Here is an 11634-nt window from a genome sequence, read left to right as displayed (position 1 = left end):
GTATCGCCGGTGAATAGAATCATTTTCTGCATAGCATTGCTGCTGCTTCTTGCCGTGTCCGCTCCGGCCTGGGCACTGGACTGCGTTCTGCTCCAGTCTTCAGCGCTCAAGCCCTACGAGGAGGCCCGCCAGGGTTTTGAAAAGACCTGGCTTGCCCAGCGTCCGGTTTCGGGCCCGAAAAGCATCGGCGGCAGCACCGTAACACAGATTATTCTTTCCGAGCAACCGTCAAACGATGGTTTTGCCCTGAAAAATCAGCTGCAGAGTGCCCGGCTGATCGTGGCCATCGGCGATCAGGCCCTGGAGTTTGCCAGGGATCTTCGGGAGGTGCCGGTGGTCTACTTGCTGGCTCCCTCGGCCAGAGGGCTGGCCAAAAACTTTCTCGGCATCGATATGCGCATCCAGCCATCCCGTCAGCTGGCCGCGATCAGCAAGGCGCTGCCCAAGGTTCATTCCATCGGGGTTTTGTACAACCCGTCCCAGTCCGGCCAGTGGGTGCAGGAGGCGTTGCTCTCGCCGGTGGGTTCGATCCAGACCCTGCTCTTTAAGAAGTTCGACAGCCAGACCAGTCTGCCCGGTGCACTTCAGGAGCTGGCCGGTAAGGTAGATGCCTATTGGCTGCTACCCGATTCCCTGCTCACTGCGCCGCAGGTGTTTGCCGGCCTGCTGGAGTTCTCCATGAAAAACCGGATTCCCATCATCAGCTTTTCGGAAAAATACCTGGCACAGGGTGCGGCTGTGGCTGTCACCTTCGACACTCTCGACTTGGGAGCCCAGGCGGCCGAGCTTGGCGCCCAAGTCCTTCTCGATGGGTTGGGGGGCGATGTCCCTATTACTACCTCGCCCCGCAAAGTTCGAGTAGTGGCCAACCCTACGGTGCTTGAACGGCTGGGCATTACCTATTCCGCCAAGGGTATCGACGCCATCTTTTCCCCGGAGGCTGGACGATGACCCTCTTTGATCAGCATTGGATTGGCAGAAAGTTTTGGCGGCCGCAGGGTTACCGGTTGAAGCTGTTTCTCACCTTTTTACTGGTTCTGGTTGTCTGCGGCGGCGCTCTGATCTTGCTCTTTGGCCAGATCCAGAGACAGACCCTGCGGGATCAGACGCACAACAAAGGGAAATTTGTCTCCTCGATGCTGGCCCGCAACCTGGAAACCCCGCTTTTTTTCATGAATATGGACCAGATCGATGAAAAGGTGGAAGCTATCCTCGCTGCAAGTGGTGTTGCCGCCGTTTTTATCTACGACAAGGACACCAACCTGATTTTTTCCAGGATTGTCCCCCAAGACGGAGAGGGTGTCATCCGGCCGGAGGAAATGGGGAGACTTGCCAAAATCATGGTGGAGCACCGAACGGGTAGCGAGGTGAGGCGCAATTCCCTGTGGCGCCAGGCTCGCTACTTTGTGTTCTGCAAAGAGGTCATCGCCGCCGGTCAGTCCCAAGATAAGACCTCCCTCTATTTCGACACGGGCAAGGTGGAAGCGCGCGCGACCACCGATCTTGGCGGCGTGCAGATTATTTTTAGTCAGCTCCAGTACGAAAGGGGCATGGAGCGGATCATTCGCCACGCGGTGCTGCTCTTTCTCTCCTTTCTCCCCATCTCTCTGTTTGTCTCCCTCAAGTTGGCGCGGGATGTGGTCAGCCCCTTGAGCACCCTGGTGGCTTCCCTGCAACACCGTTTGGGGAAGACAGAAGAAGAGGAAGAAGAGGAAGAAGAAGAAAAGGCCGGCGATGAACTCGGTCAGCTCGAAAGCAACTTCAAACAGCTGGTGAACAAGCTCGACCTCGCCTTTGCCACCATCGGCCAGATGAACGAAAAGCTTGAGGAAACGGTGGCTGCCCGCACCGCCGAACTCACTTCCGCCATCCATGAACTCAAGGAGGCGCAGGCCCAATTGGTGCAGTCGGAGAAGATGAGCGCCGTGGGACAGCTGGTAGCAGGTGTTGCTCACGAGGTGAACAACACCACCAATTTTATCACCGGTGCCCTGCCCCCCCTGGGAAAACGCTTGGAGGAACTGCGCGGGATTTTGGAAGGACATGGGGAGCAGAGCTGTCCCGATTCGGGTCGGGTGGCTGAGTTGATGCAGAGTATCAACCTGCTCATGGGCAATGTTCAGGAAGGGGCGCGGCGCACCAGCAAAATCGTCACCGATCTCAAGAATTTTTCCCGGCCCGATACGGATCTTGCCCATCCCATAGACATCAATCAATGCCTGGAAAGCACCCTGACCCTAACCCTGCCCGAGTACCGGCACAGGATGGAGGTGGTGCGGGAGTTTGCGCCGGAACTCCCAATGGTGTCCGGATCCCAGGGGCAGTTGAATCAGGTGTTCATGAACCTGATCATTAACGCAATCCATGCCCAGTCGAACAAGGGCTCCTTGCTGATCCGCACCTTTTGTTCCGAGGATGGGGTGCATGTGGTATTTGCCGATAAGGGGGTGGGCATTCCAAAAAATATCCAGGAGCGGATCTTCGATCCTTTTTTCACCACCAAGGAGGTTGGCAAGGGGACGGGATTGGGATTGAGCGTCTCTTTCGGCATCATCAATAAACACCAAGGCAGGATTCTGGTTCGCAGCGAACCCGGACAAGGGGCGGAGTTCGAGGTGATCCTGCCGGCAGGGCAAAAATCGAGCGTATCATAAAGAGAAGGAGAGAGAATATGAGTAGGAAGAAAGGACGGGTCCTCTATGTGGACGACGAGGAGATCAATCTGGTCAATTTCCGCGAGACCTTGAGTGACGAGTTTGAGATCTTCCTTGCCGGGTCCGGCAAGGAGGCGATGGCCCTTCTTGCGCGGGAGGGGGAGATGGCCCTGGTCGTTTCCGACCAACGGATGCCGGGGATGAGCGGCATCGAACTGCTGACCGAGGTCCGGGAGATGTATCCGGACACCATCCGGATGATCATCAGCGCCTACACCGAGATCCACGAGCTGATCGAGGCCATCAACAAGGCGGAGGTGTACCGCTATTTCGTCAAGCCCTGGAAGGAAGACCAATTGCGGTTCAGCATCGGCAACGCGGTGGGCACCTATGCCCTGGGCCAGGAGATCAAGCAGTTTGTGGAACAGGGGAGAAAGCAGATGGCCGAGCGCATGCGGAGCCTGGAGGGAGAGAAAAGATGAACCGGCCCCGCTTGCTGTTCATCGACGACGAGGAGATAAACCGGAGCAACTTCCTGGAGACCTTTGGGGATGAGTATGAAATCCTGCTGGCCGGTTCCGGGGAGGAGGCCTTGGAGATCATGGCCCGGGAAGGCACCCTCGCCTTGATCCTTTCCGACCAGCGGATGCCGGGGATTTCCGGAGCCGAGGTACTGGCCCAAGCCCGTGAGCTGGCGCCCAAGGCGGAACGGATTATGATCACCGGCTATTCCGAGCCGGAGGATATGATGGCCGCCATCAACCAGGGGCAGGTGTACCGGTACATCCTCAAGCCCTGGACCAGCGGAGAGCTGCGCATCGCCATCATCCAGGCGGTGGAACGGCATCAGCTCAAAGAGGAAAACCTGGTCCTGCTCTTAGCCCTGGAGAAAAAAAACGTCGAACTGGAAGAGCTGGTCCGGGCCCGGACCCTGGAGTTGAAAAATCTCCAGGGCCTGCTGCCCATCTGCTCCTATTGCCGAAAGATCCGGGACGACAAGAATGCCTGGCACGGGCTGGAGGACTATCTGCACCAGCATTCCGACATCCTCTTTACCCACGGCATCTGTCCGCACTGCTACGACAAGGTGGTAGCGGAAAATATGCTTCTGCTCGGGGAGTTGAAGAGCAAGGGGGAATAAGAACTTTGGGTGTGTTCTTTTCCCACTCCAATGCGGGAGGGGAAAAAGAGCATGCTTTTCCCTCTTAGGTTCTCCTCTGCCCCGTCCGAGCCAGGTCCAAGGCCAACCGTGCGGTCCGGGCCGAGGCTCCTTCCCCGCCCAATTTTTGCCGGACCTCGGCCAAACCCGCCAACATGCGGCTGCGTTCCGGTTGGTTCACAATGAGACGCATGGTGGCGGTGGCGATTTTTTCCGGCACCGCCTCATCCTGCAGCAGCTCCTCCACCACCTCCCGGTTGGCCACCAGATTGACCAACGAGGCGTATTGCACCTTGATCAGCCGCCGTCCCAAAAAATAGGTGAGCGGCGAAACCCGGTAGGAAATGACCATGGGCACATCCAGGATGGCCAGCTCCAAGGAAACCGTGCCCGAGGCCGCCATCACCGCGCTGCAGGCACCCATAAGGTCGTAGCGGTTCTCCCGCACCACCCGCACCTCGACCCCCGCATCCGCCAAGCCGTTGGCCAGAAGATCCTCCTCGCTCAGGGTAGGGGCCAGGGGCAGGACAAAGACCGGTTTGGGCGTCATCTGTTCCTGCATCCGTTTTGCCGCCGCCAAAAATATTGGGAGCATCCCGGCTATCTCCCGTTTCCGGCTGCCGGGCAAAATGCCGATCAACGTACTTTCCGGGGCAATGCCCAGGGAGTGCAAAAACTCCGTCCGGGGCATGGCGGTGCGCACCGTGTCCATGAGAGGGTGTCCCACATACTCAACCTCCATCCCATGTGTGTGGTAGAAATCCTTTTCAAAAGAGAGGATCACGGCCAGCCGGTTCACCCGTTCCTGAATGGTTTTCACCCTGCCGGAGCGCCAGGCCCAGACCTGCGGGCTGATGTAGTAGAACACCGGGATGCCGAGTCGCTTGGCTTTTTTGGCCAGGATCAGGTTGAAGTCGGGGTAGTCGATGAGGATCAACAGGTCGGGAGGCTGCTCCCGCAGCCGTTTTTCAAGGGCGCGCATGGCCTCGCGGATGAAGCGGAAATGGCTGATGACCTCGACAATGCCCACCACGGCCAACCGGGAGGCGTCGTACAGAATTTCCACGCCCTGGCGCATAAGTTCCGGGCCGCCGATGCCGCAGATCTGCGCCCCGGGAGCCTGCTCCTTAAGGGCGGCGATGAGCCGGGCCCCGTGCATGTCGCCGGAGGCCTCGCCGGCAACGATCATGATCCGGGGCGAGTTTGGGGCCGGCATGTTTTTGTTTGTCTCAGACATTGAAGAGCTGGGGATGGGCGGCGACATGTTCCGTGATCCTGGCCATGATCTCCTGGGCCACGGCCAGGGCCAAGCGCCCTTCCCTGCCCGAGACCATCGGCTGGGTCCGGTTGCGGACATTCTTGACAAAATCCGTCAGCTCCATTTCCAGGGCATCCTGATGGAGATAGCAGGAAGAGATGACCTCCTCCTGGGGCATGTTGTTTGCGTCCAACTCCTTTTTGGGCTTGATCACGGTGATTTCCTTTTTGCCGAAATCAACTGCCAGGAAGGAATGGGGTTGGAAGATGCGAAGCCGTCGGATATTTTCCCGGGAAACGCGACTCACCGTGAGATTGGCGGTGCAGCCGTTTTCAAAGATCAAGCGAACATTGGCAATATCGGTGGTCTGGGTGAAAACCTCCATGCCCACCGCATGCATGGAGGCGATGGGGGATTTGACCAGACTGAGAATGATGTCGATGTCGTGGATCATCAGATCGAGGACCACGTTAACATCCAACCCCCGGGGTTTGAAGACATGGATCCGGTGCGACTCGATGAAGAGCGGTTGGGTCAGATGTTTCTGCATGGCCAGGAGGGCCGGGTTGTAGCGCTCGATATGGCCGACCTGGAGGATGCGTTGCTTCTCATCGGCCAGGGCGATGAGCTCGTCCGCCTCGGCCAGGGTTGTGGTCATAGGTTTTTCCAGCATCACATCGACGCCGGCGAGAAGACATCTTCTTGCCACCTCATGGTGCAGGCTGGTGGGCACCACCACGCTCACGGCATCGACCTTGTCGAGCAGTTGCTGATAATCCGCAAAGGCGGTGGTGTTGCAAAATTGAGCCACCTCGGCAGCACTGGCAGGATTGGCATCCGCCACCCCCACCAGCTCCACCTCCGGGTTTGCCATGTATTTTTGGGCATGAAATTTGCCGAGATACCCTACGCCGATAACCCCGATGCGTGTCTGTGTCATATGCTCTGTCTGCCTGTAGTCTGGAATTTCCTGAGAAATTACGCCATTGCGCCGGAACTGACAAGGTAAAAGGTGAAAGGCGTAACGCCAGGGAGGTAAAAACCAGGCGTTGCTCCTTGATGAATCTTATATTGTAAGGGGTATAAGATAAGTTGGGCAAATCCGAGGAAATCAATTTATAGGAGCGCTCAGTTATGCTACTATTCCCTTTGATGTTTTTGTGAACCGTTTTGTTCTTCGTGTATCACGGTTCGCCTTGAGTTTAAGTCTTCCGCAGGTCGTTCGCGGCCCAGCCTTCGATACTTTATGAATCTGCCCAAAATCACCAATCTCCGCCTCAGAAGCAGGATCCTCCTTGCCTGCGCCGTTTTTGTCCTTTTGGGAGTAATCACCCCAGCCTTGCTGCTCCCGCACCTTATCGATCTCGACGCGCTTAAAGCGCAGATGAGTAATCAGGTAAACGCCAAACTGAATGGCACCTTGCAGACCGAACGTCTGGAGTGGGCCTGGCTGCCCCTGCCGCATCTCAATCTCCGCAATACCCGTTTTACCAGCGAGGATAGTGCTCTGGTGGCGCCCATGGTCAAGGTGTATCCAGACTGGTTGTCTTTATTCCGGGGCAAGGCCCGCATTGGCAAGATAGTGCTGACGAATCCCGAGATGCGGGTGAGCCGCTTTCCCGCGACCCTGTCCGAGCCGCCCGACCCTGAACTTGCCGGGTTGAAAGTGGTGATCCGCAACGGGACCTTGCAGGTTGCCGCGAACAGTCAATGGCCTGTTCTGCGCAGCAGGGATTTCACCATGAAAGGACTCAGCGGCAGCGTGGGTATCGGTCTTGCCGCCGTTGAGTTCAAGCTTTCCGGTAAACCCGCGGAGGGTGAGGACTTGGCCTTCTCCGGAGAGTATCTGCGGGAGGATGGTTCCTACCGTTTGAAGTTTTCCTGCCGCAACTTCAATCTTCGCAAGATATTCCATTCCTTTGCTGAAGGTGCCCTGATCCCCGAGGATTCCCCGCTCAATCTCAAGGGCAGCCTTGAGGGCCGCGGAGTTGAAAAGATCCGGGGCAAAATCGTTGGCGATGCCCCCTGCCTGCTTGCCTTTCCCAAGGATAAAAAAATTGTGATGGACTGCGGCTTCGTTGATCTCTCTTTTGCTAAGGATGGAGACAACCTGCTCGTGACCCTCAATGAATTTGAAATGCGTGATCCGGGGTTGAAACTCGCCGGAACGGTTCGGCGTACTGCCGGCAGCACGCCGGAGTCCGCGCCGGTGTGGCAGATCGATCTCAAGGGCGAGGATTTTGATCTGACCAAGATCCGGGCTGCGGTTCTCGGTATGTGGGGGGAGCATGAGGTTGCCAGAAGGCTTGGGGAGATCGTGCAGTCCGGCAAAGCCGGTAAAGCCACGTACAAATTTAAAGGGACCACGGCTGATTTTGAATATGTGCGCAACATGCACCTTACCGCCGAGGGTATTGAAGACGCCACGGTCGTGATCCCGGAAGGAGGGCTGCGCTTGACCGACACCAAGGGCAAACTCCGTATTGAAAAAGGGCTGCTGGTGGTGGATGCCGAGCAAGGGGAGATGGGCAACAGCCGGGGCAAGAATTGCCACCTGATCCTGGGGTTGCCGGATGATGATTTCACTTTCAAGCTCGATGTTGATCTCGACGCAGATCTTGCCGAGCTTCCGGCGGTTTTGCGGCGGCTTGTCGACCACCAGCCCTTTCAGGAGGAATTGGCAAAATTCAGCGGGGTATCGGGTCGGGCGAGCGGACATCTCCATCTCGGCGATCATCTCAGGGATTTCCAGGTCGCCCTTGAAGTTGCCTCCATGCAGGGCAAGGGGCGTTACGCTCCCTTGGCCTGGGATTTTGCCGTTGACGGCGGGGAAATGACCATTGCCCCGCCGTTGGTGCAATGGCGGAACGTGCGGGGGGATTATGGCCCCCATGTGGTGAAAAAAAGCGCTGGGCAGGTTCGTTTCCCGGATGATATTTTCCTGGAGGTCACCCAGCTTGACGCGGTGCTCGCCGCCAAGGAGCTGGAAAAGGAAGACCTTTCCTATTTCAAGGAAATCACCGGCGCCTTGCAGGAACATATCACCCGGGCGGATGGCAGGATTGAACTGCGCAATACCACCATTTCCGGCAAGGCTTCGGAGCCGAAGCTGTGGAAAGCGGACGCGGATGTTCTGGTGCAAAATCTTGCCGTGACAACGCCTTCCTGCCCGGAACCGATTCGGATCAAGCAAGGAAAGGGACATCTGTCTGACAAGGAGATTACGGTTTCCGAAGCCAGCGGTTCTGTTTTTGGCGACCCTTTCACTCTGACCGCCGCATTGTCCCATAAGGCTTTTGCTGCGCTACGCGGGAAAATATCCCTGCAAGGCAAGGTCGGACAAGGCTTTGGGCAATGGCTCAAGGAGCGTCAGCTCGTTTCCCCAGCCCTGTTTCCGCACCTGCCATTTCGCATGGAATCCTTGCAGGTCGATTTGCAGGAAGAGAAAACTCTTGTCAAGGGAGTGATCCGGCCGGAGAATGTGTTGTTCAGCCCGGCCAAGGCCGATTTCGCCGTGGAATTTAGCGTAAACGATCCGCTAAAGATGTCGGCCCATGTTTATGGTGCGAAAGAAGAAGCCGTGATCAACGTAGATTTTCTCGATAACACTAAGGAAATCTTTCTTTTCTCTTGGAAGGGGGAGCTCTCCAGGAAAACGGTTGATCAGCTGTTGGATCGGAAAAATCTGCTGCGGGGCAAGATTGCCGGCGATTTTCAACTTTATCTCCCCCGGGACCCCAACAAGGTTGCCTGTACCGGCCAGATCGAGGTTAAGGATCTGCGCTGGTACCTGGAAGAGCAGGAAGAACGGTTTGTCGATATCCAGGAGCTTCGCCTCGCCGGGGCAGGCAAAGACCTCAAGGTGCGGCGGTTGGCCTGTGCCTTGAATGCGCAGGAGTCCGTGGAGCTCTATGGTTTGGTCTCGCGGGTCGGCAACGGGCTTGCCGTAAAACTTGATCTCACCTCTCCCGCCCTTTCCAGGAAGACCTTGCTGGAATTACGGGACACCTTCAAACGGCTGAAGGACAACGGGGCCACCGCTGCTTCCGGAGAGCCTCGGCAGGAGTCTCTCCGGAATATCACCGGCACCGTGGTCTTTGACGTGGAGAAGTTCAGCTCCGGCCCGAAAGCCGGGGAGAGCGGTTCCCCCACTTTGGTCTGGCAGCCGCTCAAGGGGGAAATCCGAATTCATCCCCAGTGGAGGATGTCCGCGCTCATTAGTAATGGCCGCCTTTGCTGTCTGGACACCACCGGCGAGTGGTTTTCAACCCCCGCGCTGGGCATGAGCCATTTTTCCTTGAACAGCGCCTGCCCCACCCCGCCGCGCTTTGAAGTCGTCCTGCCCTGTCTGGGCTATCCCCAGGATCTCATTGAAGGAGAGTTCTCCCTCAACGGTCGCCTGGAAGGGGTGTTGGACAACTGGCAGGACGGACATCTCCAGATTGAGTCCCACCAGGGGCGGATTCTGCGCATGAAGCTGCTTTCGAAGATCTTCAGTGTGGTCAATATCACGGATCTTTTTAGTGTCAACCCGGTGGGGGATGGGTCCCAGGCATCCACCAAGGGGTTCCCTTACACGGATCTTCTTTTGAAGGCCCATGTGAAAGACAACGAGCTGATTATCGATGAGGCGGTGGTGCGCGGAGAAGGATTGAATCTCTTTGCCAGGGGGAAGATGAATCTTGCCACCTTTGAGCTGGATATCGTGGTCATGATCTCCCCGTTTAAAACCCTTGACGCCATTGTCAGCAAGGTGCCCTTGGTTGGCAGGGTCATCGGCGGGGAAACCGCGACCCTTGTCACCATCCCGGTCGGGGTTACCGGCAAGGCCAGCGACCCCGAGGTGACCCTGCTGCCTCCCAGTGCGGTGGGTGAGGGGTTGTTGAATATCGTCAAACGAACATTGCTACTGCCCTTTCATATTCTTTCGCCGATTTTGCCCGATGCGGCAACGGAGCCGGAAAAGAAGCCATAGTTACGAGCGGTCTGCTCTCTATTAAGATGGGATAGCCATGAAGGAATTTGTTCGGCTGATGAAGGCGCTCTCCGACCCAAACCGGGTTAAGATTATCACCATGCTGGGGGTGCGGGAGCTGTGTGTCTGCGAGCTGACTGCGCTGCTGGAGGTGGCCCAGCCCACAGTGTCCAAGCATCTGCGGATTCTTGAAGATGTCGGGCTCGTTTCTTTTCGCAAGGAGGGGAACTGGATTATTTACCGGCTGAACGATGCGTGCGAGGGACACGCCCGGACCATGCTTGATCTTGTTGACCAGTGGCTGGATAAGGTTCCGGAGGTGCAAGGGTTACGGCAGAGATTACCGGAGGTGGACCATCTGCGAAAATGTCTGTCCTAGCTGGAGGAGCTTTTTCAGCCAGCCACCTTGTAGAGGGGCTGGCTGGAGGGCGACAAATGCGTGCAGTCTCGTTATGTTGGGATCTTCCGGGGGGACAAGAAATTCCACCCCGAGTTCGAAGTGTTTGCTGGCCGGATCGACAAGGACATGGTCGAACCAGACTGGATGGGCAGGAACAACAAGCAAGTCTTCCCCTTCCTTGTCGAGGACCTCAAGATGGATAACCTTGGCCGGATCGTCGTTGCAGGCATAAAAGAGATGGTTGTTGCCGGTTCGGATGTGGGGAATGGAGAGACGGGCTCCGTAGAGCGAGATGTCTATCAATTTGCCCCGCACCGGGTTGGCAAGAACCAACCTGTGCTTCGTGTCATGCAGGACAAGCGTGACCGCTATGCTGAGATTGAATCGTCTCGCCCGTCGATTTTCTTGGCCCATACAGATGACCCCCCGGGGGGGAAACTCACCCCATATCCTAATATTTCCGTTTATCCTCCTCCGAAATACTTTATATACGATATTCTTGTAACACGTTGATGTCAAAGAATTTTTTCCAGCGTGCCAACAACGGTTCCCGGAAAAAATCCTTTCTGCTTATTTTTTCTCCTGAATTTCCTTAATAAGTTCACTGACCAGCTGACCATTGGGCGCCGTGGCCATTGGGTTGAGGGTTACCAGTTCCTGCCAGGCAGCAATGGCTGCCGGCTGATTCTTGAGGTCATACAGAAGGACGATTCCCTTGTTGAACCGGGCTGTTTCATGTTTGGCGTTTACCTGGAGAGCCCGGTCAAAGGAAGCGACAGCCTGCTGTGCATTGCCGGCCCTTCGGTACATAACTCCGAGGTCGGTGAGGACATCGGCATTATTCGGGGCCAGGGCCAGGGATTTGTTGTAGGCGGTGATTGCCTTCTCCGCCTGATCCGAGTCAAAATAGAGATGGCCGAGGTTGGTCCAGGCTTCGATATTTTTAGGGTTCTGTTGCACCTCGAGCTCAAGCTGCAACAGATGCTGGGTCTGTTCGGCGGTGAGTTTGCCGGAAACCGCTTCCGTTTGCTCACCGGCAACCTTGTTTCCCGCGACCCCTGCCGGTGTTTTGTAAATACTGAAGACGATACCGGAGAGAAAGCCGATGATCAGGCAGCAGAGGCCGATGACAAGCACACTTTCTTTGCTGAAGGTGGTTGCCGGAGATTGCTCTGGTTGTGATGACAT

General features: G+C 56.6%; 10 protein-coding genes. 6 read left to right on the top strand and 4 right to left on the bottom strand.

The window, feature by feature from the left end; all coding sequences use genetic code 11:
- The first annotated feature begins 9 nt into the window (after window positions 1–9).
- The 4 genes from OLX77_RS11460 to OLX77_RS11445 are packed head-to-tail and all read left to right on the top strand — an operon-like array spanning window position 10 to window position 3795.
- The gene (locus OLX77_RS11460; RefSeq protein ID WP_307633739.1) at window positions 10–951 is read left to right on the top strand and encodes an ABC transporter substrate-binding protein; all 942 of its coding nucleotides are present in this window, start codon (window positions 10–12) and stop codon (window positions 949–951) included.
- A complete protein-coding gene (locus tag OLX77_RS11455; protein ID WP_307633738.1) occupies window positions 948–2654 on the top strand; it encodes a sensor histidine kinase in 1707 nt (568 codons plus the stop codon). The genes OLX77_RS11460 and OLX77_RS11455 overlap by 4 nt, the downstream gene beginning before the upstream one ends.
- 17 nt (window positions 2655–2671) lie before the next feature.
- Complete coding sequence (locus OLX77_RS11450; RefSeq protein ID WP_307633737.1) at window positions 2672–3136, top strand: response regulator; 465 nt, start codon at window positions 2672–2674, stop codon at window positions 3134–3136.
- The gene (locus OLX77_RS11445; RefSeq protein WP_307633736.1) at window positions 3133–3795 is read left to right on the top strand and encodes a response regulator; all 663 of its coding nucleotides are present in this window, start codon (window positions 3133–3135) and stop codon (window positions 3793–3795) included. The genes OLX77_RS11450 and OLX77_RS11445 overlap by 4 nt, the downstream gene beginning before the upstream one ends.
- A 64-nt stretch (window positions 3796–3859) precedes the next feature.
- Here the strand turns inward: OLX77_RS11445 and lpxB are convergent, their stop codons facing one another.
- A complete protein-coding gene (gene lpxB / locus OLX77_RS11440; protein ID WP_307633735.1) occupies window positions 3860–5029 on the bottom strand; it encodes a lipid-A-disaccharide synthase in 1170 nt (389 codons plus the stop codon).
- A 13-nt stretch (window positions 5030–5042) separates the two neighbouring features.
- Entirely contained in the window at window positions 5043–6011 is a 969-nt protein-coding gene (locus OLX77_RS11435; protein ID WP_307633734.1) for a Gfo/Idh/MocA family protein, read from the bottom strand.
- 306 nt (window positions 6012–6317) lie between these two features.
- Between OLX77_RS11435 and OLX77_RS11430 the strand changes: the two genes are divergently transcribed.
- Both OLX77_RS11430 and OLX77_RS11425 read left to right on the top strand, forming a co-directional pair.
- Window positions 6318–10046, top strand: a complete 3729-nt coding sequence (locus OLX77_RS11430) for an AsmA family protein (protein WP_307633733.1) — start codon at window positions 6318–6320, stop codon at window positions 10044–10046.
- A 37-nt stretch (window positions 10047–10083) separates the two neighbouring features.
- Window positions 10084–10425 carry an ArsR/SmtB family transcription factor gene (locus OLX77_RS11425; RefSeq protein ID WP_307633732.1) on the top strand — a complete coding sequence of 114 codons (342 nt, stop codon included), beginning with the start codon at window positions 10084–10086 and terminating at the stop codon, window positions 10423–10425.
- On the opposite strand, the gene OLX77_RS11420 is transcribed toward OLX77_RS11425, so the two are convergent.
- Complete coding sequence (locus OLX77_RS11420; protein ID WP_307633731.1) at window positions 10387–10860, bottom strand: PilZ domain-containing protein; 474 nt, start codon at window positions 10858–10860, stop codon at window positions 10387–10389. The genes OLX77_RS11425 and OLX77_RS11420 overlap by 39 nt on opposite strands.
- Window positions 10861–11016: 156 nt before the next feature.
- Window positions 11017–11634: a tetratricopeptide repeat protein gene (locus tag OLX77_RS11415; protein WP_307633730.1), complete on the bottom strand. Its 618-nt coding sequence runs from the start codon at window positions 11632–11634 to the stop codon at window positions 11017–11019.

Origin of the sequence: Thiovibrio frasassiensis, from assembly GCF_029607905.1 — a bacterium.
GTDB lineage: Bacteria > Desulfobacterota > Desulfobulbia > Desulfobulbales > Desulfurivibrionaceae > Thiovibrio > Thiovibrio frasassiensis.
The sequence above is the reverse complement of the archived record's forward strand: the minus strand, read 5'-3'. Positions and strand labels throughout refer to the sequence as shown.

What these genes read in the sequence shown, in the direction of transcription:
- OLX77_RS11455 (WP_307633738.1), top strand. Translation starts at nt 948, where the DNA reads ATGACCCTCTTTGATCAGCATTGGATTGGCAGAAAGTTTTGGCGGCCG.
- OLX77_RS11450 (WP_307633737.1), top strand. Translation starts at nt 2,672, where the DNA reads ATGAGTAGGAAGAAAGGACGGGTCCTCTATGTGGACGACGAGGAGATC.
- OLX77_RS11445 (WP_307633736.1), top strand. Translation starts at nt 3,133, where the DNA reads ATGAACCGGCCCCGCTTGCTGTTCATCGACGACGAGGAGATAAACCGG.
- lpxB (WP_307633735.1), bottom strand. Translation starts at nt 5,029, where the DNA reads ATGCCGGCCCCAAACTCGCCCCGGATCATGATCGTTGCCGGCGAGGCC.
- OLX77_RS11435 (WP_307633734.1), bottom strand. Translation starts at nt 6,011, where the DNA reads ATGACACAGACACGCATCGGGGTTATCGGCGTAGGGTATCTCGGCAAA.
- OLX77_RS11430 (WP_307633733.1), top strand. Translation starts at nt 6,318, where the DNA reads ATGAATCTGCCCAAAATCACCAATCTCCGCCTCAGAAGCAGGATCCTC.
- OLX77_RS11425 (WP_307633732.1), top strand. Translation starts at nt 10,084, where the DNA reads ATGAAGGAATTTGTTCGGCTGATGAAGGCGCTCTCCGACCCAAACCGG.
- OLX77_RS11420 (WP_307633731.1), bottom strand. Translation starts at nt 10,860, where the DNA reads ATGGGCCAAGAAAATCGACGGGCGAGACGATTCAATCTCAGCATAGCG.
- OLX77_RS11415 (WP_307633730.1), bottom strand. Translation starts at nt 11,634, where the DNA reads ATGTCATCACAACCAGAGCAATCTCCGGCAACCACCTTCAGCAAAGAA.